Source organism: Carboxylicivirga mesophila (assembly GCF_018271975.1).
In the GTDB taxonomy this organism is placed as follows: Bacteria; Bacteroidota; Bacteroidia; order Bacteroidales; family Marinilabiliaceae; genus Carboxylicivirga; species Carboxylicivirga mesophila.
Window position 1 is genome coordinate 35,129 of the sequence record NZ_JAGUCN010000008.1, and the last position, 26,484, is coordinate 61,612.

Sequence of the window (26,484 nt, forward strand, 5' to 3'; positions counted from 1 at the left end):
GTCATCGTATTTAGTTTGATGGATTAGGCGTTAGATTTGGGTTTCGATCCAGTTCCTGCTGCGGGATAGGCAAAAGAATTTTATCACTTGTCATATTGTAATCAATAGCCTGACCATTGCGTAAGTCAATTTCAACCAGATTGTTCATGGTTTCAACCACTACGCCATAGCGTACCAAATCGTCCCAGCGCTGCGCCTCCTGTGCCAGCTCCAGTCGACGTTCATTGAGAATGGTTTGACGCATTACCTCTTTGGAGCTCTTTTGCTCGTCAGTCAAATCATCCAATGAAACACGATTGCGGATGCGATTTACCTCTGCAACAGCTAATGCTAATTCATTCGTTTCATTCAAAGCTTCAGCTTTTAGTAATACGATGTCGCCATAGCGCAACAGATATTGCCGATCGCCACTTGACCATCCATCGGCATGTTTCCATTTGTAACCAAATGCCACACTGTTTGGCATAGAATTACCATCACTTGGTTCATCAATGCCATAGTATTCATCAATCCAGGCAACATTTTCAAAGAGGATGGTTGCATTTTTACGTATCTCATCACCTTCAGCGTCAAAAGCCTCTACCAGGTCTTTTGAAGGAGTTACAAACTTGCGCCACGAATCACCACTTATTGAAGGTGGCAACAATAGCTGTGGCCCCCAATTGCCGTCAGAACCAGCTATCCATTGCACTTCTAAAATTGATTCATCATTGTTATAATGTGCCCCGTCAAACAGATGGGTGTAATCAATCAGTTTATAATTAGCAGCACTCTTCTCAACTTCAGCAATACACTCCAGTACTTTATTATATTCAGGTGATGGTTTTTGAGCATAGGCTTTAGCCATTAATGCCCAGGCAGCACCGGCAGTAGCGCGCGCTTTGTTCACAGCAGCATTATTACCATAGTTATCTGGTAAAAGCTTTCTGGCTTCATCTAAATCCAAAATGATTTGTGCAAATACCTCCTCAGCGCTTGAGCGAGGAATGTTAACGCTACCCGCATCGGTTGATTTTGTTGCTTCCAGAATGAGTGGCACTCCTCCATATAAATTAACCAGGTTGTAGTAGTGATAAGCTCTTAAGAACAAGGCTTCGCCAATGATTTCCTTTTTGCGCTTCTCCGTTAATAATGGATCCGTAACATCATCAACTCGTTCCAGAACAATATTTGCTTTTAATATCGCATTATAGATATTGCCCCAACTTTGATTGACTTTGTCATTGGTAGCAGAAATATCCAGATAATCTACTTCGTAAAAGGATGGATTATCTCCACCTGCATAATGGTTATCAGAGCGTACATCCTGAAATTGTACATTGTTCCATACATAGGCATCTGACTGGAAAGATTCATAGGCACCTGTTAAGGCGGCTTCAATTTGGCTCAGTTTTGTATATGCAGTCGCCGTGGTCTCTTCTGACAAGGGCTTAAGTTCCAGGAAATCATCGCACGACCAGGCAGATAATACGATTAGGCCCCCTATTATATATGTTTTAAAATTCATGATGTTTCGGTTTAAGAATTAAAAAGTAACGTTCAATCCGAAAATGATATTTCGTGTTTGCGGATAGGTTCCATAATCAATGCCCTGCATGGTGTTGGAACCGCCAAATGCATTGACTTCTGGATCAAAGCCCGAATAATCGGTAAAAGTTAGCAGGTTTTCTCCGGTGGCATACACTCGTACATTGGACAAGTTGACTTTAGACAAAATACTTTGGGGTATGTCGTAACTTAGGGTAACAGTTTTAAGACGCAGATACGAACCATCTTCGATAAAGCGTGTTGATATGCGCGAGTTTTCGGTATTGGCCCAGCTTGCTCTTGGGGTATCCGTTGCATCACCAGGCTGCCTCCAACGGTTATTAACGGTTAACAGCTGATTCTTTGGATCAGTCATGCCTTCTGAGTCAATGCGAGTAGCATTCAGCATATCATTGCCATAAGCACCTTCTAAAAATACAGTTAAGCCAATGCCTTTATAGCTAACTGTGTTATCCAATCCATAGAAAAAATCAGGATTAGCATTACCAATAATTTGGCGGTCATCAGCCGTTGGGGTAAAAGTACTTTCTCCGTTGGCATCGATGTAATAGGCATTACCAGTAGCCGGATCAACACCACCCCAAATATATCCATATAAAGTCCCCAGCGACTGGCCTTCCTCTAAAAGAATGGCTTCGCCACGTCCGGCAATATTACCCATTGGCAAACTTTCAACAACCAGGTTGGTTACTTCATTTTGGTTAAATGAGATATTGAAAGTACTGCTCCACTTCACTTCTTTATCGATATTAACTGTATTAAGGCTAAACTCCAGACCTTTATTTTCGAGATTACCAATATTTTGTAACGCAGCCTGGTAGCCTGTACTTATTGGAAGTGGGGCATCCAGCAACAAATCACGTGTTTTGCGATGATAAGCATCTGCCGTTAACTGAATCCGTCCATTTAATACACTAATATCCAATCCAATATTGGTTTGTTCTGATTCTTCCCATTTCAGACTATTGTTATCCATTGCATTGGGATAAGTGCCAGGCATTAGGGTGCCGCCAATTGGGTAATTATTTGAACCAACGGTTCCATAATAGGCATAGTTTCGAATCTGATCATTACCAACAATACCCCATCCAGCGCGTACTTTCAAATCATTAAGGAAGTCAAAATCGTCCATAAAACCTTCGTGCGAGATACGCCAGCCGGCAGAAAATGATGGGAAATATCCCCAACGATTATCGGCTCCAAAGACACTTGATGCATCGGCCCGGAAGTTGGCGGTTAATAAGTATTTATCATCAAATGCATAGTTTAAACGACTAATGTATGAGACATTTGATTTCTCGGCCTTTGTATTACCAGCCGATGTAATAATAGAGCCTCCATTAGTTGTTTTTACTCCATCACTGGCAAAATTCTCTGTAGTTATATAAGCATTCTCCCACAAATACTTTTGTACCACGTTACCTGCCAGAGCTTCAATGGAATGCTTGCCTGTTTTCTTATTGTATGAAAGGATATTTTCTGCCATCCAGTAGCTTGAGCGATCAGTGTTATTTGTACCAATGCCTTTTTTTGCCTGACCATAACTGGTTCTGTAAGGATCGAGAAAGTAATCATAGATACCATTGCTGTAATCAACACCAAAATTTGATTTAATGCTAAAATCCTTCAGAAATTTGATTTTCAGATACAAATTGCCAAGGAAACGCTCCTGGCGATATTCGCGATCGGAACCATCGGTGCTAGCAACCGGGTTTTCCCAGTTTTGAAATGGATTGCTAGTGAAGGTTCCATCTTCATTGTAAATCCCTATGACCGATGGTGTGTTGATAACACCTGTGATAACACCGCCTTGGTTAATCGCATTATTGTCATTGACATCAACATCGCGGTACTTGGTATAGGCAATACGTGTACCAATGCTTAACCAGTCATTAACTTCCTGATCTAGATTAATTTTAAAGTTGGCACGATCCATTTCTGAACTGCGCACTGCACCTACCTGTTGCACCCAACCGCCAGAAACATAGTAGCTAGTTTGCTCACTCTTACCTGATAATGACAACTGGTAGTTTTGAGAGATGCCCCTCTGAAAGATCTCTTTTTGCCAGTCAGTATTTTTGTTGTAGCGGTTCCAATCAGTTGATTGCCCCATCTCTGTCATCAAGTCTCTGTATTGTTCGCCATTCAGTACATTCAGGGTATTCCATACTTCCGAAAAACCAGTATAAGCATCCAGGGTTACTTTAGGCTTACCCGACGTTCCCTGTTTAGTGGTGATAAGCACTACACCATTTGCTCCTTGTGCCCCATAGATAGCAGCGGATGAAGCATCCTTCAATACGGTCATTGTTTCAACATCTGCAGGATTGATTGAACGGGTGTCACTTGTAGGTATGCCATCAACCACATATAGAGGTTCGCTGCCTGCAGTAATTGAATTGGTGCCACGCACACGTATACTTAAACCTTGCGAAGGCTTACCAGAACTGGATGCTACCCGCACACCCGCAGCACGTCCCTGGATTAATGACCCCAACTGAGTATTAGGTCGAGACTCCAGTTCATCCGCTCCGACCAAAGCAACAGAACCAGTAATATCCTTCTTCTCCTGTGTACCATACCCTACAACTACTACTTCTGTCAGACCATGCACATCATCTTGCATGGTTACATCAATAGTTGCTTGATTACCAACTAAAACCTCTTGTGTCTTCATTCCAACAAAACTATAGACTAAGATACTTTCAGGAGAAAGCTTTCCGGTTAGACTATAGTTTCCATCTATGTCACTGATTGTCCCAATAGTGGTTGTTTTAATCACAATGGATGCACCCGGAATTGGTTGGCCTGATGAATCTGTTACCTTCCCGGTAATGGTGAGGTTTTGAGCATGAATTGTTAGTATAGAAAATATGCATAACAGTATAAGCATCGGTATTCTATACAAAGCTCTTTGGATAGATTTGTAAAGATGTTTCTTCATTAAACTTGAATTTGTGTTATTACTCGATTTACAAATCCGATTTATTTGATATTCAAATGCCGGATTTTAACTGAGAGTAAAATGACAAGTTTGAGAAATGAATAACGAAAGTGGGTAGTAAAAAAGTAGATGTGTTAAAATATCAACAATCTGATTATGTGCAGTGTATTAATTTATGTCATCCATAAAAAAGTGGATGTTCTTAGATAATAAATGAAGCTATTTTTCCACTTTTGAGTTATAAGAAGAGTAAGAATTATGATTTAATAGCATCAATTCTCATAATGTTCTGTTCAAATTCATCCCGATTGCCTTTGGCCTTATTTTTAATTTTTACCCTGTAATTGTAAATCGTGTTGACCGAGTAACGTAATAATTTAGCAATGCGAGAACTGTCATTAATACCTAAACGAATAAGTGCAAATACGCGAAGTTCAGTATTGAGTGTTTCGTTCTTTTTAAGCATGATCTCTTCACCTTCTTGTAATAAGTTATTTACTTCCTCTACAAAGTGCGGATAGATATGTAGGAAGATATCATCAAAATTCTGATAAAACTCTTTCAATTCCTGGTCCATCAACTTTCGCGATTTACTTTGTTTGAATAAGTCCTCAACCTTGCCAGCATTAATTTGCTTAGCAATGCCTTTATTCAACATATCTAGTTTATCGATGTAGTTAGAACAGATACTAAGGAAATTGGCAATATAATGTTCCTTCACAAGGTTTGATTCGGACAACTCCTCATTTAGAATATTAAGCGTTTGGTTTTTCTCTTTAAGGCTGTTATTCAATCTCTTCAGCTGCTCATTAGCATTAACCAATTCGGACTGTGCCCGGTTAAGCGTTTTCAGTTGTCTGTAAATGAAATATATTGCGATAAGTAAAAAAACTGACAGGCAACTAATAATAAATAGAAAAGAGCGTAACTTCTTCTTCTGTTTTTCAGCCCTTATTTGGTAAGCCTCATTGATAACCGGCAGAATATTTGAGATAAGTGTAAAACGTAGCCTCGAGTTATAAAAAGACGCATCTTCGTAAGCAAATTTAATAAAGTGATAGGCTCTATTGATATCTCCTTCTTTATGCAGTATTAAGGCCAAGGTTGTTAATGATGCATTATCTTTTACTGCTGATTGAATGTCGGAAATGGCTGATAAGATCAGATATTTTTTTCGTTCACTAACATTTCCTTTTAATTCATATATTAACGAACGCTCGAATGTAACTAGAGAGTATTGTCTGCTTCCTGGAGTTGTCAATGCTAATCGTTGATCATTAATTCGTTTACTTTCGTTGAATAATCGTTTATCTCTGAATCTTTTCTCTTCAATTGCAAGATACTCTTCTGTGCCCTCTTTTAATAGGACAGATAAGCTATCAGTATATGATTGTGCTATGCGTGAATATTTTCTGTATGTTTCGTGAATTGGACTGTATATGGCCAGATCGGTATATATTTTAATTAAATTACTATAATAGTTCTTTAAATCTGATTGTGATAATGAGTTGTATTCTAACTCATTTAAATATTCTATTGCTTCAAAATAGCGTCCAGAACTAGCTAATATCTTGGCCATTTTTAAGGAGATAGAGTTTGTTAGGGCTAAGCTCTTAAGCTCATGAGAAAGCTGCTTGTTGAGATTTAAATAATGTTGAGTGGAATCGAAGTTGAAAGGCTCATATTCTTCAATAAGTAATTGCTGAAGATAGAACTTGCGTTCTGCTGTCATATTCCCTTTACTCAGATTTCTTTTAAGATCTTCTATTCTTGTTAAGCGCACTTTATCGTAACTGCTTCTTTGGGTAATCGTAGTTTCAAGTATAGATAATAAGGAATCTATTTGCTGGCAGTACCCTTGTAAAGGCAGAATTAAGAAAACAAGAAGAAATATAAAATGGCGCATGATTGAGATTTATTTGATTCAAATATAAAATAAATCGTCTGAATAGTCATTGAACCTAAAGGTGATAAAAAACTCTAAAAGTGAGGTAAAAATGAGGTGCAATAGGGTCGTGTGCACTGGTTCAAACCATCTATTTGTAGTATTCTTGCAATAGATCGCTAACAGAAAATCAGTAATTATGTATGTGGTAGAAAATTACCTGACAGCAGTGCTTTTTTGTATTATAACAATGGTGTGCTGGGGCTCATGGGCCAATACGCAAAAACTTGCATCCGAATCCTGGAGTTTTACACTTTTTTATTGGGATTACTCTCTGGGTATAATAATTTTGAGTTTACTCTTTGGTCTGACCTTTGGCTCATCAGGCGCAACAGGCCAAAGCTTTATAGAAAACTTATCACAGAGTACTCCCAGGATACTCGCGCTGGCCTTAATGGGAGGAGTACTTTTTAATCTTGCTAATTTACTACTGGTCGTTGCCATTGATTTGGCTGGAATGGCTGTTGCGTTCCCCATTGGTATTGGTCTGGCCCTGGTTTTAGGTGTGTTTGTCAATTTCATTCCCCATCCCGGAGCTTATAACTCCTTCGTATTATTTGCTGGTGTAGGCCTGGTTGTGATGGCTATAGTTATTAATGCTTTGGTATATAAGAAGATGCGTCAGGATGTAAAGTCCAATAAAGGGATATTTATTTCATTGGTGGCAGGCCTTTTAATGTCATTCTTCTATCGGTTTGTAGCCGAATCAATGTCGCCTTCTTTTAAAAATATTGAACCAGGTACATTAACGCCCTATACGGCAGTTTTTGTTTTTTCAATGGGGGTGTTTATATCTAGCTTTTTATTTAATACTATTTTAATGAAACGACCAGTGAGTGGCCCTGTTATTACTTTTTCCAATTACTTCAAAAATGGCTCAATCAAACTGCATGCTATTGGCATACTTGGTGGGGTTATTTGGTGTATGGGGATGTTGCTAAGTATCATGTCGGGAGAAAAAGCGGGCTATGCCATTTCCTATGGTTTAGGTCAAGGAGCCACTTTGGTAGCGGCTATCTGGGGAGTTTTTGTTTGGAAGGAATTTAAGAATAGCCCCAAAGGCACCAATGGATTATTGACGGTAATGTTTTTATCCTTTTTACTTGGTCTTTCGCTAATTATCATTGCAAAACAGTAGTTGCCATGGGAAAAGTTGTAGTTATAGGAAGTAGCAATACAGATATGGTAGTGACTACTGCCACAATGCCTAAGCCGGGCGAAACAGTCTTTGGAACAGTCTTTAATGTTCATCAGGGTGGAAAAGGTGCTAACCAGGCTGTAGCCGCTGCCAGAGCAGGAGCTCAGGTTACATTTATTGCCAAGGTGGGCAACGATGAATTTGGACAAAATGCCATCAGTGCCTATCAGCAGGATGGCATAGATACGAGTCATGTCTTGGTTGATGACCAATTATCAACTGGTGTGGCAATGATCACCGTGGATCAGACTACTGGCGAAAATTCAATTATAGTAGTGAGTGGCGCAAACGCGGCTCTGCTGCCTGATGAGGTAAAAGGCCTGGAAGATGTCATTCGATCAGCAGATGTATTGTTAGTCCAATTGGAAATTCAATTAGAAACAGTAAAAACGGCTCTAGCTCTGGCTAAAAAATACGGTGTAAAAACCATTCTTAATCCAGCACCGGCTGGCATATTAAGTCATGATTTACTTAAGCTGGTTGATATTCTAATACCCAATGAAACTGAAGCAGAACAGTTGTCTGGTCGTCAGCTTCTCGATATGGAGAGTAAAAAACGTGTTGTTTCAGAGTTACTGGTTCATGTGGATGAGGCAGTTATATTGACAATGGGAGCACAAGGGGTACTGCTAAAAATGAAAAATGAGAATGAACAAATTATAACAGCTCAAAAGGTTAAGGCCATAGATACAACAGCTGCCGGAGATGTTTTCTGTGGCTACCTGGCGAGTTGTTTATCCGATAATGTTGCAATCACTGAAGCAATTGAAGTAGCGAAGAATGCTGCGGCCATCGCAGTTACCCGGAGAGGCGCACAACCTTCGATTCCATTTATTAATGAATTATCAAAATCAAAATGAAGAAGCTAATACCAATACTCTGTTTTATCGTCGTTTGCTTTTCGTGTCACGATAGAAGCGAAGAATCACATTATCAATATCTTTCGGTAGAGGATTATAGTGATGCCGTTTATGCATCCTGGATTGGGCAGATAATCGGCAATACTTACGGACTGGGTTATGAGTTTAAGTACATTGATGAGGCAGGGCCCGATAGTTTTCCTTATGGATATGATTTTACTTTAGAAGATTTGCGCAGGCACGATGGCGCTTTCTCCGATGATGATACGGATATTGAATACATGTACCTGACACAGATGGAGAAACATGGTGTTGAACCTTCCTATTATCAGTTGGCTGAAGCCTGGAAAGGACATGTTAAGGAACGTATATGGTTTGCCAATCGTATGGCTGTTACTTTGATGCATGCGGGCCATTATCCGCCAGTGACGGGTGATAAGAATTTTAATAGTGAATGGTTTCAGATTGATCCACAGCTGGTGAATGAAATTTGGGCTATTACGGCACCCGGAATGATTGATTATGCAGTTGCTAAATCGGAATATGCCGCCCGCATAACCAGCGATGATTTTGGTTTGGAGCCAACCCTTCATTATGCGGCCATGTTCAGTGCAGCCTTCTTTGAAAAAAACATTAATGAACTCATTAAAATTGGAAACAAGGCCTTGACACCTGGCAGCCGTTTTGCCCATGCTGTTGAGTATGTCAGGCAGCAGCATGCGTTGTATCCCGACAATTGGCAGCTGGCCAGGCAAAATGTGTGTGATAAGTATTACGTGGTTGAAGATTATAATCGTCATTCTTGGGCGGCAGTAGATGCTACGCTCAATGGTGCCCTGGGAATTATGGCTTTATTATATGGCCAGGGCGATTTTCAGCAAACATTGGATTATGCTTGTGCTTTTGGAATGGATGCAGATAACCAGGCTGCTACTATGTGTGGGTTGTTGGGGGTGGTAAATGGATTTGAAAGTATTCCCAAGGAGCTAATGTACCCATTGAATGAAGTTAATTGGGAACAACCATTCAATGATTCTTATAAAATGATAACCCGTGAGGGCCTGACAGATGCGAAGATATCAGAGCTGGCTGCGCGCACAGTCCGACAAGGAGAAAGGATTATATTGGCGCAGGGAGGTGAGAAAGTTGAAATCGGGGGTAAATTATACTATAAAATTCCATTGGAAGCCAATTTTGTAGCGCCATTTGAGCTCAATCCAGTTCCTCAGTTGAGTGCAAGGATTGGACAACCATTTGCGTACCCTATTCATACAGGCCGGGCAGAAGAGATAACTTTATCGGTAGAAGGCGAACTGCCATTGGGCATCAGTCTAATGAAAGGACAATTGTCAGGTACACCTGAAATAGAGGGATTTTATCACTTTAAGATTGTAGCTAGGCATCCCGAAGAAGAAAAAAGTATTGATGTAACTATTCGCGTGTTCAGTAATAATAAAGCACATACTGCTAATGAAATCATCTCAAATTCTATCTTCAATGTTGATGATATGGAACAAATGCGTGATTGTAATCCTAAAACTTCACTAATGGGCAGGAGGCAGTCAGAACAGAGATCCCCTGATTACTATGGGTATAAATGGGATGAACCACAGACCGTTTCAACGTTGATATATAATAATGGTAAACCCAGCGAGTTTTATGGATGGTTTACTTCATTTGATGTGCAGTTCTGGGCGGTTGATCATTGGGAAAATGTTAATGGTTTATCCATTGCCCCAAAGATGAATTTAGATAATACTCAGTGGTTAAAGCCCGTTTATCAATCTTATACAATTGATTTTAATACAATTGAAACGACTGCTATAAAGATTATTGGTAGACCTGGAGGAATTGAGAAAGATGCTAATAATGCACATTTGGGTCTTGAGTTTGCAACGAGTATAGGGGAGTTGGAAGTTTATTAATAGTCAAAAATTTATATCTTAGGCTTAGCCAAAGAAACCTATTACATGAATCGAGCTTTATTTCTTGTTTTAACATTATTAGTGAGTGTCACTATTCAAGGGCAAACGTTTGGTATACCTGAAGTTGAGTATTTTAACAGGCGGCAGTATAATGGTGCCACTCAAAACTGGCAGGTGTCGCAAAGTGATAATGACCTGATATATGTCGCTAATAATAAAGGATTGTTAGAGTTTGATGGAAATCGCTGGCAACGTTATGGAAAGTTTATAACAGGTGCTGTTCGGAGTGTTAAGTGTATTGGCAAAAGGGTTTATGCAGGTGCTCATAACGATTTTGGTTACTTCGAGTATGATTCTTTGCAACAGTTTCGCTTTGTTTCGCTGGCTACCAATGATAGCCTTCGTAGTCTTGGTGATGTGTGGAATATATATCTATGGAATGAGCGAATAGTGTTACACACCGATAAAGCTTTAGTAATTATTAAGGATGATCACGTTGTTAGTGTCGTTCCTAACTTATCGCGTTTTGTTTCCTGTTTCCTTGCTAACGGAATGTTGTTGGTTTATGATGAGCAAAATGGCTTGATGGAATTGCGGGGCAATCAAGTATTCCCATTGGTAAATGGAGATTTTTTTGCTGATAAGTACGTTACTTCTATCATCCCCTTATCGAAGAGTAAGCTGTTAATTACTACTATGAATAATGGGGCCTTTACCTGGGATATGACTGCCATAGAGAAATGGAATAGTTCGGTGAATTCATTATTGGCAGAGGCGAATGTTTTTTGTGCAGTACGTTACAATGATGAAACCTTGCTGTTTGGAACTATCCAAAAGGGGCTGCTTGTTACTGATAATTCAGGTGAGTTGTTGTTGCATGTTGGCAAAGATAAAGGGTTGATGAACAATACTGTTCTAGGGCTTTTTGTCGACAATCAGGGAGCTGTATGGTGTGGTTTGGATAATGGCATTGCCCGTATCAGCCTTAACAGCAGTATTTCTTTTTTAGCAGGTTATTATAACATTGGAACCGGGTATGTTCAGCAAAAACATATGGGCGATTGGTATTTAGGAACTAATCAGGGCCTCTATAAAATTGATCACAGGCGTTTTGAAGATCCGCTGAAAGAACGAACTGATTTTATAAAAATTAATGGTACAGAAGGACAGGTTTGGAGTTTATACCACGATGATGAAAATATACTGTGTGGTCATAATTTAGGTGTTTACGAAATTATAGGTGGAAAAAGTCGTTCTATAACCCCGCCATCAGTCAACGGTGTATGGAATTTTTTGCCTATACCAGGTCATCCTGAGCAACTTATTTGTGGTACATATGAAGGACTGATTATACTTAGTAAGGAAAATGGGCGATGGAAATTCAATATAAAGCTGGAGGGATTTGATAAACCTTCACGTTTTATGGACTGGGATGAACAGGGACGTTTATGGGTAGCCGATGGTTATGACACTGCATATCGGCTAAGTTTTTCCAATGATTACCAAAGTTTATTGAAAACAGCAGTATATGGACCCACGCATTTTAAGCAAAGCGTTTCGGTGAAGGTGACAAAAATTGCTCAAAAGATTGTGATTGTAGGAGATAAAGGGCTGTTTTGTTTAAATGAAATAGGCGTTATAGAACCTTATAGAAAGCTGGATGCTTATTTTAAAGCTTCGCTGTATCCTTCTTATATTGTTGAGGATGGGCTAAAGAACTTATGGTTGTTCTACCCGGAGCATCTCGAGTTGCTTCAATATAAAGAGGCCGATAATTACAAAAATAGAATACTCCCTTTTATCCCATTAAAAAATAAACTGGTAAGTAGCTTTGAGTCGGTTTGTGTTTCGGATTCATCACATGTATTTTTTGGAGTAGAGGATGGATTTGCACATTATAATTTAGATAATAGCAGTAATTTCAGGAAGCCATTCAAGGTGCACATCAGAAGTTTTAAGGGTAGGGGTGATAGTTTGGCCTATACTTACCTTCAGGATGGTAGTTCGGAGCCTGACACCCCCAATAATATGGCCTATAAGTATAAAAATAACCTGTTTGAAGTTGAATATGCTGCAGCTTTCTTTGGTGATGACAATATTGAATATGCTACTTTTTTGTCATCATTAGATGAGACGTATACAGAATGGACACCAGAGAATAAGCGGCAATTCAGCAAATTGCGTGAAGGTGAATATGCATTTACCGTTAAAGCACGAAATAGTTATGGAATAGAGTCGATACCACATACAATTTCATTTAGAGTGCTGCCCCCCTGGTACCGAACCTTCTATGCAAAGCTAGCTTACGTTCTTTTATGTTTGATCGTCTTACTTGGTACCGTTGGTATCATTAACAAGCGTATAGAAATAAACCGACAGAAAGAAAAGCTGAAGGCTAAAGATTTCTATAAGAAAAAAGAAGAGCAGCTGACGAATGAGGCGCTCAAAGCAGAGCAGGAAGTTATTAAAATGCGGAATGAGAAGTTGCGCAGTGAAATGCAGTTTAAAGAACAGGAGCTGGCAAGCCTAACGGTACATATTGTGCAAAAAAATGACTTACTATCTGAATTGCAAGGACAATTAAAACGTATTAAACGCATTAAAGGACAGGATGAGTCTGAGAGGAAAATAGAAAGTTTGATACAAAAAATTGGTAAGGATATTGATAATGAGAGTAACTGGCAGTTGTTTGAAAGACAATTTGGGCAAGTGCATCAAACCTTTATTAATAAATTAGTTGAGCGTCATTTAGACTTGACTGATAAAGAGAAAAAGTTATGTGCCTATATCAAAATGGGGATGGCTTCTAAGGAAATTGCTTCACTAATGAATATTAGTACACGCTCAGTTGAAAACAACCGCTATAAACTGCGTCAGAAGTTAGGGCTTAAAACAGGCGATGACCTTTCAGAATATATTGCATCCATTGGCTAATGCGTTATTACGGAGTAGCTGCAATATGTCCAAGTTTTAAGGCCCTTGTATCTTTCTAAAAATTCCTTTAATGCAGCAAGGATTTGAGATGTTTCCGTTCTGACGCTGCTTACCTATTTTCTACTAGTTCTCATCCAAATTGCATTGGTTCTAGAAATCTCTTAAGATTATTATGTCTCTTATTGCGGATATTCATCAACGCATAAAGGTATGCTTACATTCTTTTTCAGCTTGTAGTAGGATGAATAAAAGCTGTAAATGTTAAAAAACGTATACAGTGAATACTGTAAGTGTAAATGATACACCAATGAGGCGATTGTAAGCTCTTTTTAGAAGTTAAAATTGTCTAAATCGCAATGTATGAGTGATTTGTATTTTTTTAAGTGAGGATAAAATGAGGTTATTGGAGAGGTGGAGTGAGGGCTTTATGAGGTGTATATATTAGCACTTGTTAACAAATGACGTTTATGTTTGTGCCATCGAATAATTTAAAATCCATTTATTATGAAACATGTATTGGGGATTTTTCTCTTTTTACTGGCTTTAACCAGCCAGGCTCAAAACCTAACTGTAACGGGTACTGTTACAGGTGCTACCGATGGAGCACCAATACCCGGGGTTAGTGTTGTTTTAAAAGGTACTACATCGGGTACTATCACTAATGTTGACGGGTTTTATCAACTGATGGCCAACGAAGGCGATATGTTAGTGTACTCTTTTGTAGGTATGAAAGCACAAGAAGTGATGGTGACCTCAACAACTATCAATGTGCAGTTAGAAGAAGATGCCACGGACCTGGATGAGGTTGTGGTAGTTGGTTATGGCGTGCAAAAGAAGGCCTTAGTAACAGGAGCCAATGCTAATGTGAAAGGGGAGGCATTAGCAGAATTAAACACTGCCAGTGCAATGGAAGCTTTACAGGGCTTAGCTCCGGGTGTAAATATTACCCGTAGTAATGGTGCACCTGGTGCAGGTACGCGTGTCACGATTCGTGGTGCCGGTACCATTGAAAATGCATCACCCTTATACATTGTTGATGGGGTTGCTGTAGGTGGCGGCATTGATTACTTAAACCCATCGGATATTGAATCCATTGATGTGCTCAAAGATGCGGCTTCAGCTGCTATTTATGGTTCACGTGCAGCTAATGGAGTTATTCTGGTGACTACAAAAAAAGGTAAAAAAGGGGCCAAACCTCAAATTACTTACGATGGCTACTATGGTGTTCAAAATGTCTATAAGACTTTACCTGTATTAAATGCACAGGAGTATATGTTCATCATGGATGAGGCCCGTTCCAATGAGCGTCTTGAGCCATTTGACTGGCAGGATATGATTGTGAATGGCAATACATATATGAATGAAACATTTCCTGGAAATCTTGGGACTGAATACGGACAAGATGTATGGGATCAACTACAAAGTGGCTGGAAAGGTACTAATTGGGTGGATGAAATGACAAATGATAATGCTGCTATGCAGAGCCACTCAATTAATGTAACCGGCGCTAGTGAGGGCGTTGTGTATTCAGCCGGTTTCTCTTATTTCGATCAGGAAGGTATTATTGGCGGTCATATCACCGATGCCGGTTACAAACGTATCACTGGACGTTTAAATACTGAGTTTACCGTGCTTAAATTAAACGATAGAGAATTATTGAAATTAGGAGAGAATTTTACTTATACAAACACTGAGAATCGTGCTGTTGCAACCGGTAATATCTATTACAATGATTTACATAACGCGTTAGTGACAAATCCACTGATGCCAGTCTATTGGTCAAACGAAGATATTAATCACCGTACGGGCGGATATGCTCCAACCTTAGAGGGGGTCTCTATGGGACAACATAATCCGATAGCTACAATGTATTACCGCCATAACTATAACTGGGGTAAAGGCAATAATATTGTTGGTAATGTATATGCCATCTTAGAGCCGGTAAAGAACCTAAAGGTTCGCTCTTCATTTGGTTTGGATGCCTGGTTTGGACATAGCCGGTCATGGTCACCAACCTATGAGTTAGGTACCCAGTACCAGAATACAGTTGATGGCGCACAACAGGATATGTACCAGGGAACGCGCTATACATGGACAAATACCGCTACCTACGACTTTGATATTAACAATCACCGCTTTAGTGCTTTAGCTGGTACCGAGATGGTGAAAGATATTTTGAATGTAAATGTAGGTGGTCAGAAGCGTAATACATTGTTTGGAGACCCAAAGTATGCCTATGTAGACAATACAAAAAATCCTGAAGAGGTTTCTCAAATTGGAACATGGGGGCGTGACTGGGCTGCTCAAGGTGGCGGTTTGATGTCATATATGGGGCGTTTATCCTATAACTTCAATGAAAAGTACATGGCTGACTTTACCATGCGCGCTGATGGCTCATCCAATTTTGCAGAAGGTAACCGTTGGGGTTACTTCCCGTCAGTTTCGGCAGGATGGAACTTCAGTGAGGAATCATTTATACGTGGGCTTGATATTTTCAGTTATGGTAAGTTGCGTGCCAGCTGGGGACAGAACGGAAACCAGGATATTCGTAATTTTGTATACAGCTCTAATATTGCTTATCGGGCTCAAGGCTATTATTTTGGTCCTAACAAAGATGTCCCTCAGCAAGCTGCAGTGCCTGCCAATGTGCCTAATCCTGATGTGACCTGGGAAACATCAGAACAGATAAACATTGGTTTGGATACACGTTTCTTTAGTTCGCGTTTGGGCTTTACATTTGACTGGTATAAAAAGACGACCAAGGATTGGTTAGTAGACGCGCCAATATTGGGAACTTTTGGAGCTGGTGCACCATTTATTAATGGTGGTGATATCGAAAACAAGGGTTTTGAAGTAATGTTGAACTGGAATGACAACATCTCTGACTTCAAATATGGTGTAACAGTAACAGGTGCGTACAATAAAAATGAGGTAACCAAACTGGCCAATGCCGAAGGTATTATTTATGGTGCCAGTCATGTATTATCTCAGGGAACTTCTGATATTGCTCGTGTTCAGGTAGGTAAACCAATAGGCTTCTTTTATGGCTATAAAACGGATGGTATTCTTCAAAACCAAACGGACGTAGATAATTATGTAACAGCCGATGGAACACCCATTATGATTGAAACAGAACCAGGTCAACCTCGTCAGCCGGGAGATGTTCGTTTTGTTGACCAGAATGGAGATGGTGTCATCAATGATGATGATCGTGTGATGCTCGGAAAACCATTACCTGATTTTGAATTAGGGATACAACTTAATGCCGAGTATAAAGGTGTTTATGTGAATACAACAATGGCAGGTAAATTTGGTCACCAGGTGATGCAATCATACCGCTCCTTTGCTGACCAATTAAGCCAAAATTATACCACACAAATTTTTGGTCGCTGGCATGGTGAAGGCACATCAAACCGTTTGCCACGCCTGACTTATAACAGTAGTGCGAATACTCAGCTGATTTCCGATATTTACATGCACGATGCTGATTACCTGCGCATCAATAATCTGACGTTAGGTTACAAATTTGATCGCTTGCTAAGAGATGTTGATTGGATGAGTGCTGCAAAGGTATATGTCTCTGTTAACAACCTGTACACATTTACAAAATATGATGGAATGGATCCAGAAGTGGGCTATGGTGCCAATTCATGGTCGTCAGGAGTGGACTTAGGATTATATCCGCTACCACGCACTGTGATGTTTGGAGTGAACGTGACATTCTAAAACTATTCCAATTGTTTTAGTTGATTATAAACGAATCATGAAATGAGCCATGATTGGCTGAAAACCAAAAGTAACAATTCAATCATGGTAAGTTCCATACGACAATACAAAAGAAAAAACGTATGAAAAAGATAATATATACAGTGGTTATTGGTTTAGTGGCCATCATAAGCAGTTGTGATGATCATCTCGATACTGATAATCTATATGAAAAAAGTTTAGATACTTTCTATCGGACACCAACCGATATTGAGGAAGCAATGAATGGAGTGTATAACGCTTTATTTGTTGGTGGAGTGCACAGCAACGAGCATGTGGCAGCCAACCTGATGAGTGATGTGATGCTAGGCGGTGGTGGACCGGATGATAAATCTGCAAAAGATGTGGATAATTTTCTGGATCCTGCCGAAGATACTTATCGCGATTTATGGAAAGAAACCTATAATGGTGTTAGTCGCGCCAATGCCGTGATAGAAGCAGTTCAGCTAAATGATTTCAAGCGCTTTTTTGAAACTGCAGCCGAAGCGGAGGCATTCAAGAATAACACATTGGGAGAAGCTTATTTTATGCGTGGCTTCTTAATGTATCGTGCTGCCCGATTCTTCGGAGGAATGCCAATTATTTCAACAACTGATGCAGATCGCGGTGCACCTCGTTCATCCTTATCTGAAACCTGGGCCTTTATAGCCTCTGATTTCAAAGCTGCGGCTGAACTGTTACCTAAGAGGAAAGCAGCTGATTTTCCATTGGCAACTTATGGACATGCCAATGTATGGGTGGCCAAAGCTTACATAGCCAGGGCTTATCTATACTATACCGGTTACATGACCAATGTAGAGAAGCAGGCTGCTGATGCTTTACCATTGTACGATGGAGGCAGTATTTCCAAAGCCGACGTAATTGCTCATTTGGAAGATGTACGCGACAATAGTGGCTATAAATTAGCATCTGACTTCCGAAATCTGTGGCCTTATTCGTACGTCAATCAAAATGCACGCGATTATGATCCGGAGGGAACACATCCGGTATTGCCATGGGCAGAAAATGAAGGTTTGGAATGGGTTGGTCAGGACGGTCCTAACTCAAGCATTGGTACTGGTAACCACGAAGTAATGTTTGCCCTCCGTTATGGTTTGGCAGATTGGAGCTTTGGACAGCAGTATAACAACCGTGTGTGTTTATTCTTTGGTATCCGCGATCATTCGATGGTGCCATTCGGCCAGGGCTGGGGCTGGGGTACTGTGCACAATGCCTTTTATAACAGCTGGTCTGATGATGATCCGCGTAAGCAGGGTTCTGTCATTGATTTAAATTCGAAAGACCCGGATATGGGGGTTGATGGCTGGAACATTGGAAAAGGCGATCACAACACAGGCTTGACGAATAAAAAGTACACCACCATTCAGCACAATGGCCCAGATGGTGTAAAAGGGATGTTCTACTACTTGCTTAACATGGTACATGGTGACCCAATGCAGTTATGGGCTGCTCAGGATTTTTATTACCTGCGTTTTGCAGATATTCTGTTAATGCATTCTGAATTAACGCAAACAGCAGATGGCATCAATGCTGTCAGAGAAAGAGCAGGATTGGATCCTGTAGCCTATACGATTGAGAATTTAAAGGATGAGCGACTGCACGAATTTGCTTTCGAAGGATTACGTTGGTTTGACCTGGTGCGCTGGGGCGATGCCGAGAGCGGCAATAACTACTTCGGTGTGGAAGCTGCTGTTAATAACTCAGGAACAGAGGGAAGTTATAAGGTGTCTTACCGACCTGAGACGAAAGGTCTGGTACCTGTGCCAGAAGGTGAAATTCGCTTATCTAATGGTGTGTATGAGCAAAATCCAGGCTGGTAATCAATTGTTAACTTGAAAAACAGAAAAGTATGAAATTAAATAAACTATTTGGTTTGTTAGCAGGCGCTTCGCTTTTAGCATTTTCTGCTTGTGAGCCAATCGAAGACAGAGATGTATTAAAGAATAGTTTTGATGCGGATAATATTGAGTTGGCCGTCGTTCAGGCAACTAATGGCGGTAACAAATTGTCCATTCAAATGAATACACCCGGTGTAACAGGTTACTGGGACTATATTCTGGATACAAAATCAACTGATCGTGTGGAGGTAGTATTTCCGTTTACAGGAACGCACGAGTTTACTTACTATGCTACCACTCCTTATATGACCAATGATACACCAGACACAAAGGAGTACATTCAGAAGTCTGTAACGGTTGAGGTCACTCAACTTGACGAACCTTTACCAGAAGCTTACTATGCACTGGTGGGTGATGATTTGGGCGGTAAAACCTGGGTGTTTGATAAGGATTATCAATGGTCTGATGGGCAAAATTTATTCTGGGCCATGGTGGCACCCTACAACTGGCAGGAGTTATGGTGGAATGCTGGTTCAACATGTTGCCCTCCGGGTGATGCAGACGGTAAGATGGTGTTTGACTTAGCAGGAGCACCAAATTACACCTATTTTACAAGTCCGGATGATGCAGGTAGTTTAGGTAGCTTTGCTTTCAACGGTGATTTTACAAGTATTACATTTAACGAGCAATCAATTTTGGGATACGATCCAGCCAGGGTTAATCCTGATTCAAAATACGAGATTATTGAACTGAGCAGTGATCGCATGATTTTGTACACAGCGTCAAATGCCGGTGGTACCGGATGGCTCTGGGTATTCAAACCAGCCGAATAAACTTAATTATTCAACATCTGAAAAGGGGTTTTACACCTGTTGTAAGCCCCTTTTTTTCATTGACAATGAACCGATTTTTGACATTAATAATATTACTTAGCCACCTGCTAGTTTGCCAGAGCCAGGGATTTCTGCGCGTTGAAGATATCAATATCATCAATGATGAGGGACCATTTATTATTCGCAGTATTGGCACAGGCAACTGGATGATTCAGGAAGGGTATATGATGCAATCAACTGATGCAGGTATCAATACACATACCCAGTTCCGTAACAAGCTAAATGAAACAATGGGCGTTGAACGCACCAATGAATTCTATGCTCATTGGTTAGAGCATCATTTTACTAAAACTGATTTAGACTCTTTGAAAGCATGGGGATTCAATACCATACGTCCTGCTTTGCATTATAAATGGTTTACGCTGCCAATAGAGGAGGAAGAAAGAAATTCTAATGGCACTATACAAAACACCTGGTTCAATAAGGGTTTTGACAAACTGGATAAGCTAGTGGCATGGTGCGAAGAAAACCAGATGTATGTGATTTTTGATATGCACGGCGCGCCCGGTGGTCAGGGAAAAGATGCCAATATAAGTGATTACGATCAAACTCTGCCATCGCTATGGGAGAGTAACGATAACCAGGAGAAATTAATAGCGCTGTGGACAAAAATAGCCGAACGTTATAAAAACAACCCCTGGGTAGGCGGATACGACATTATTAATGAGCCTAACTGGGATGTAGATGGCAATACCCAAAATGAAAACGGATGCGAATGCCAAAACAATGGGGCATTATGGAGTTTGCACCAACGAATAACAAATGCCATTAGAAGCGTTGATAAAACACATATCATCTTTATATCAGGTAACTGCTGGGGGAATAACTACAATGGTTTTGAGAACCATGCTTTAAATGGCTATGATGATAACACCGTATTGACGTTTCATAAATACTGGAATAGTAATGCCCAAAACGCTATACAGTGGGCAATTGATATGCGTCAGCAATACAATATGCCTTTATGGATGAGCGAATCAGGAGAAAACTCAAATCACTGGTTTGCGGAAGCAATAGAGCTTTTCGAAAGAAATAACATTGGTTGGTCATGGTGGCCGGTAAAAAAGAGCCGCCTGAACAATGTATTAAAAGTGACTACCAATGAAGATTATTATGAATTAGTAAATTCATGGAAAGACGGGAGTAAACCACTTTCAGTAGAAGAAACTTGCAACGCCGTAATGGCTTATGCTGATGCCCATAAAATTGAAAACTGCACGATAGCTCCGGATGTCATGTTTGCTTTAAATAGCGGGAGCCATACAAGGGCAACAAAGCCTTATATGCATCACAAGACAGAGGAATGGATACAATGTGTTCATTACGATTTGGGCAAGGATGGTGATGCTTACCACGATGCATTATCAGAAGATATTCATGATAGTTCAGGTAAATGGGCTAAATGGAATGTTGGAAATCATTTTCGAAACGATGGTGTAGATATTGGTAAAGATGGAGATGGTTATTATATAGGATGGACTGAGCCTGGTGAGTGGTTACAATACACCATTAATGCAGTTCAGTCGGGTTATTATAAGTTGGATATAATGAGTGCTGCAGCCACCGCAGGAGGTCAAATTAGTATCTTGGTAAATGGAGCTGTGCAAGCTTCGAATATTCAATTACCAGTGACAGAAAGTGGAGAGGAATGGAACAGCACGCAAATCAAAAAGATATACCTGCCAGCAGGAGAAGTGAAGGTCAGAATCAGGATTGAATCTGGAGGTTCTAACCTTAAAGCATTTAAACTAACCCAGTATTCAGAATTGTCTGTCAGAGAAGGGAAAAAACTTGCCTCAAGTCATTTAGCAGACTCAGGTCAGTAACTACCAAATTCTATGAGTATGCATTTTAAACAAAGTTATTAGTTATGGGGATACGTATCAAATTAATAGGTTTAACGCTCTTAAGTGCTTTATTTATTGCTTGTGGTGACGAATCGCCTCAAAACACTTATATACCAGACTTTGAAATCAAACCACATCCATCTGATGCGAATGTTTTTGTCTTTAGAAACACAACACAGGGTGAGCATTACTATTGGCGATGGGATTTCGGTAATGGAGAGCGAACAAACCGAGTGCCGGTGGAAACGACAGAAATGCAAGGTTTCTATCCAGAGAATGGAACCTATACTGTTACTTTAACCATTTGGGGAAGTCAGTCAGACTGGTCGGATAATAAGCAGGTCAGCAAACAGGTTGTGGTTGAGAACGATGTCTTTATACCCGCTTTTGAGGTAACGCCTGTTGATGGTAAAACAAATACTTACCGCCTGACTAATACCAGTAGCGGAGAGTATGATAGAGAATCCTGGCTGGTAAATGACAAGGTATTGGATAAGACAGAGCAGAATGTGGAAGTCTATTTTCCTTTTGAAGGTGAAAACAAGATAAGTATTAGCCTATCCCATGGTGAATTTGAAAAGACCATGTCCAAAATATTAAGCATAACAGAGGATGATCCCGACTTTCGTTCCCATTATCAATTGGTTTGGAATGATGACTTTGATGGCAGCATAATTGATAAGGAAAAATGGTTGTTTGAAACAGGTCAGCATGGCTGGGGTAATGCCGAATGGCAGAACTATACCGATGGACAGAATATTGCCATTTCTGACGGTACACTCAAGATAATTGCTCGAAAAAGCGGCGAGGGACAGCAAGTGGGCGATTATACATCTGCCAGAATTAATTCAAAACCATCATTTACCTATGGCATATTCGAAATATGCGCTAAAATGCCAGACTATCAGGGGCCGGGTGTTTGGCCAGCCATCTGGATGCTCGGACAATCCATTCGTGAAGGTACAAACTGGCCATTGTGTGGTGAGATGGATATTATGGAATACGTTAGCTGGGATCCTAATAAAACATCATCTGCCATTCATATCGAAAGTAATAACCATGCCAAAGGAAACGCCATTGGTTCGGGACATGTGCCATTGGAAACTGCTGAGGAGGCTTTTCATATTTACGGTTTAATATGGACGGATACAGAACTGCGGTTTTATCGGGATGATTGTAGCAATATCCTATTAACATATAAGAAACCAGCTAATGCCAACATGGACAACTGGCCTTTCGACCAGCCCTTTTATTTCCTCTTGAATATGGCTGTTGGTGGGAATTATGGAGGGGTACATGGTGTCGATGATGATATATTTCCAGCAACAATGGAAGTGGATTATGTGCATGTATATCAAATGAAATAATGGAATGCGCTTTTCAATTCAGAGATTCATACTCTGCTAAAAGCCAAAGATTCTTTGATTAGCTAGGTTAAACGATAGGCGACAGCTTGTATTAACGAATGCTGGCTGTCACCCGAAAGGCGCATTCTTAAAGCTAATGTTTTCATCTTGATCGATAAGACGAAGAATCTTTGGCGCTTTTTAAAGTCAATCAGCAAAGTAATTAAATCAGGTAAAATGAAACTTATCTTTTTTTTAATCCTTGTTAGTTCCTTATCCGGCTGTCAGAGTGGGAATGACTACCAATTGGTGTGGGCCGATGAGTTCAACTACAATGGCTTACCCGATTCCACCAAATGGAGCTTTGATACCGATGGGAATAGCTGGCAATGGGGTAACAACGAACTACAATATTACACCGCTGACCGGGAAGAGAATGCAACGGTTCGCGATGGTGTTCTTCATATAATTGCCCGAAAAGAAGGTGGCTTTAACCAACCATATACATCAACTCGCTTAATTACTAAAGGAAAGGGCGATTGGTTGTATGGGCGCATTGAAGTAAAAGCTAAACTGTGTGGAGGTAAGGGTGCGTGGCCAGCCATTTGGATGCTTCCTACGGATTCAGAGTATGGCGCGTGGCCAGCCAGTGGAGAGTTGGACATTATGGAGCATGTGGGCTACGAGCCCGATTCGGTGTATTTCACCATTCACACAGAAAATTATAATCACACAAAAGGCACACAGCGGGGGAAAGCTGCATTCCTGCCTGACGCTGAAGAAGCTTTTCATTGTTATGCAATAGAATGGACACCTGAGTCATGCACATTTTTATTGGATGAAGAAGAGGTTTTTCAATTTGAAAAAGTCAAACAGGCTGGCTCAGGAGAATGGCCTTTCGATAAACGATTCCACCTTTTGCTAAATGTGGCTGTGGGCGGCAATTGGGGCGGTAAACACGGCGTAGATGAAAGTATGTTTCCATGCACCCTGCAGGTGGATTATGTAAGAGTATATCAAAAAACTAAATGATAAGATGAAGATTTTCAAGAGAGATAGACAAGTATATATGGCGCTAATGGCCATTGTTTTGGTGCTGAATGGGTGTTCAGTTAAATCCGTACCAACAGATGCTATTGATAAACAGGTGGAGGATTTATTGGCGCAAATGACGCTGGAAGAGAAGGTGGGGCAGATGAATCAGTACAATGGGTTTTATGATGTCACAGGTCCGGCACCTGCAGAGGGGGATGGCCAAGTTAAATATGAGCACATTAAAAACGGATGGGTTGGTTCCATGCTTAATGTGAGAGGGGCCAAAGAAGTGCGCCGAATGCAGTCGCTGGCGGTTGATAGTTCGCGGCTGGGAATTCCCATGATATTTGGCTTTGATGTTATTCATGGACATAAAACGATGTTTCCAATTCCGTTGGCCGAGGCAGCCAGTTGGGACTTGAAAGCTATTGAGCAATCGGCAAGGATTGGTGCCATCGAAGCTTCAGCAGAGGGGCTTAACTGGACCTTTGCTCCCATGGTGGATGTTTCTCGTGATGCGCGATGGGGACGCGTCATGGAAGGGGCCGGTGAAGATACTTACCTGGGTAGCAAAATTGGCGTGGCTCGTGTAAAGGGATTTCAGGGCGATGATTTAAGTGCCAATAATACCATAGCTGCCTGCGCTAAACACTTTGCCGGATATGGTTTTGCCGAAGCAGGTATGGATTACAATACAGTGGATATGGGTACTGTCACCTACTACAATGTGATCTTTCCACCTTTTAAGGCGGCTATTGATGAGGCTGATGTAAAAACATTTATGAATTCATTTAACATTGTGAATGGCGTGCCGGCAACAGCAAATAAGTATTTGCAACGAGATATTCTTAAAGGTGAATGGGGATTTAAAGGTTTTGTTATATCCGATTGGAGCAGTGGTCGTGAAATGATTGAGCATGGCTATGCGAGCTCGCTGGAACATGCGGCAGAACTAACGGTTAAGGCTGGTTCGGATATGGATATGGAATCCTATGCCTATGTGAAGCACCTGGTTGATTTGGTAAAAGCTGGTAGAGTAGATGAGAGCATGGTGGATGATGCGGTGCGTCGGATTCTTCGCGTTAAGTTCGATTTGGGCTTATTTGATGATCCTTACAAGTATTGTAATGAGAAACGGGAGAAAGAGATGATTTATCATCCTGAGCACATAGCTGCCGCGTTGGATATGGCCAAAAAATCAATTGTTTTGTTGAAGAATGAGGAAGCTACATTGCCTCTGAAGAAGTCACATAAAATTGCAGTTATTGGAGACCTGGCGGATGATAAAGATAGCCCTCTGGGAAATTGGCGTATGGCGGCTGATGATAATACGGCTGTATCGGTGCTCGAGGGATTGGATGCTTATGGAGTTAACTACACTTATGCCGAAGGAGCAAAGCTGGTTACTGGTCCAACAGCTTTTTCTCAGGAGCTGACTGTCAATACAACTGATCGTTCAGGCTTTAAGCAGGCACTTAAGGCAGCTAGAGAGGCTGAAGTTGTAGTGATGGTGTTGGGTGAGCATGGTTTGCACAGTGGAGAGGGGCGCACAAGGGCCAATTTGGGCTTGCCCGGGTTACAGCAGGAACTGCTAGAGGCTGTACACAAGGTGAATCCTAACATGGTGTTAGTATTGATGAATGGACGCCCATTAACCATAACATGGGCCGATGAACATGTACCTGCTATTATTGAAACCTGGCAGTTAGGAAGCCAGACAGGACATGCCGTGGCACAAGTGCTGTTTGGAGATTATAATCCATCCGGGAAACTGCCCATGACTTTTCCAAGACATGTTGGACAGGTGCCCATTTATTATAACCAGTTTCGAACCGGGCGCCCCGGGCCTCGCAATGAAGTGTTCTGGCCGCATTACATGGATGAAAGTGAAAAACCGCTTTACCCGTTTGGTTATGGGTTGAGTTATACACAGTTTCAATACACTGATTTGGAGGTGGCTGTTAAAAGTAAGCACCAGGTGGAGGTCGCGGTTAAAGTAACAAATATAGGCGACAGAGCCGGAGAGGAAGTGGTTCAGTTGTATTTACATGATAAGGTGGCTAGTGTGGTGCGGCCTGTGAAGGAACTTAAAGGTTTTGAGAAAATTAAACTGGAGCCTGAGCAAACAATTAAAGTTGTCTTTAAGCTGACAGAAAAAGAAATGGGCTTTTACAATGGAATGGGAGACTACCTGATGGAGCCGGGAGAATTTGAGGTGATGGTAGGATGCAATTCAGAGGAAGGTCTAAGAGATGTGTTTGTGATAGAATAATTTTAGGTTTTCGGAATGGTTCACTATTGGTTAGATTCTACACTTTTTTAAATCAATTAGTTTTTGAAATAATCGCAGATTTCATGACCATTCCGAATCCTTTTTCAATTTAATACGAGAATTTCCAGATGAAA

At 40.7% G+C, this 26,484-nt stretch carries 14 protein-coding genes; 11 read left to right on the forward strand and 3 right to left on the reverse strand.

The features are described from left to right. Positions 1-10 precede the first annotated feature (10 nt). The 3 genes from KEM09_RS08370 to KEM09_RS08380 form a co-directional block, all read right to left on the reverse strand. A complete protein-coding gene (locus KEM09_RS08370; RefSeq protein WP_212227549.1) occupies positions 11-1,507 on the reverse strand; it encodes a RagB/SusD family nutrient uptake outer membrane protein in 1,497 nt (498 codons plus the stop codon). An 18-nt stretch (positions 1,508-1,525) separates the two neighbouring features. After that, a complete protein-coding gene (locus KEM09_RS08375) occupies positions 1,526-4,492 on the reverse strand; it encodes a SusC/RagA family TonB-linked outer membrane protein (protein WP_212227550.1) in 2,967 nt (988 codons plus the stop codon). A gap of 256 nt (positions 4,493-4,748) precedes the next feature. Further along, positions 4,749-6,398, reverse strand: a complete 1,650-nt coding sequence (locus tag KEM09_RS08380) for a DUF6377 domain-containing protein (protein ID WP_212227551.1) — start codon at positions 6,396-6,398, stop codon at positions 4,749-4,751. Positions 6,399-6,576: 178 nt separating this feature from the next. Here KEM09_RS08380 and KEM09_RS08385 point away from each other — a divergent pair, with 178 nt between their 5' ends. From KEM09_RS08385 to bglX, 11 genes are all read left to right on the forward strand, one after another. Next, positions 6,577-7,575 (forward strand): GRP family sugar transporter, encoded by a 999-nt coding sequence (locus KEM09_RS08385; protein WP_212227552.1) that lies wholly within the window; start codon positions 6,577-6,579, stop codon positions 7,573-7,575. 5 nt (positions 7,576-7,580) lie between these two features. Beyond that, a complete protein-coding gene (rbsK, locus tag KEM09_RS08390; protein WP_212227553.1) occupies positions 7,581-8,495 on the forward strand; it encodes a ribokinase in 915 nt (304 codons plus the stop codon). Further along, entirely contained in the window at positions 8,492-10,420 is a 1,929-nt protein-coding gene (locus tag KEM09_RS08395; protein WP_212227555.1) for an ADP-ribosylglycohydrolase family protein, read from the forward strand. Before rbsK ends, KEM09_RS08395 begins: the two co-directional genes overlap by 4 nt. Before the next feature lie 45 nt (positions 10,421-10,465). Continuing rightward, entirely contained in the window at positions 10,466-13,354 is a 2,889-nt protein-coding gene (locus KEM09_RS08400; protein WP_212227557.1) for a helix-turn-helix and ligand-binding sensor domain-containing protein, read from the forward strand. 504 nt (positions 13,355-13,858) lie between these two features. After that, the gene (locus KEM09_RS08405) at positions 13,859-17,080 is read left to right on the forward strand and encodes a SusC/RagA family TonB-linked outer membrane protein (RefSeq protein ID WP_212227558.1); all 3,222 of its coding nucleotides are present in this window, start codon (positions 13,859-13,861) and stop codon (positions 17,078-17,080) included. 122 nt (positions 17,081-17,202) lie between these two features. Then, positions 17,203-18,939, forward strand: a complete 1,737-nt coding sequence (locus tag KEM09_RS08410) for a RagB/SusD family nutrient uptake outer membrane protein (RefSeq protein WP_212227559.1) — start codon at positions 17,203-17,205, stop codon at positions 18,937-18,939. 29 nt (positions 18,940-18,968) lie between these two features. Further along, a complete protein-coding gene (locus KEM09_RS08415) occupies positions 18,969-19,790 on the forward strand; it encodes a hypothetical protein (RefSeq protein ID WP_212192002.1) in 822 nt (273 codons plus the stop codon). A gap of 77 nt (positions 19,791-19,867) precedes the next feature. Next, positions 19,868-21,676, forward strand: coding sequence for a cellulase family glycosylhydrolase (locus KEM09_RS08420; protein WP_212227560.1), 1,809 nt, complete (start codon positions 19,868-19,870; stop codon positions 21,674-21,676). Between the two features lie 44 nt (positions 21,677-21,720). After that, positions 21,721-23,064 carry a family 16 glycosylhydrolase gene (locus KEM09_RS08425; RefSeq protein WP_212227561.1) on the forward strand — a complete coding sequence of 448 codons (1,344 nt, stop codon included), beginning with the start codon at positions 21,721-21,723 and terminating at the stop codon, positions 23,062-23,064. Positions 23,065-23,280: 216 nt separating this feature from the next. Next, on the forward strand, positions 23,281-24,075 hold the full coding sequence (locus KEM09_RS08430) for a glycoside hydrolase family 16 protein (RefSeq protein ID WP_212227562.1): 795 nt from the start codon (positions 23,281-23,283) through the stop codon (positions 24,073-24,075). Positions 24,076-24,079: 4 nt separating this feature from the next. Then, positions 24,080-26,350, forward strand: a complete 2,271-nt coding sequence (gene bglX, locus KEM09_RS08435) for a beta-glucosidase BglX (protein WP_212227563.1) — start codon at positions 24,080-24,082, stop codon at positions 26,348-26,350. The last annotated feature ends 134 nt before the right edge of the window (positions 26,351-26,484 follow it).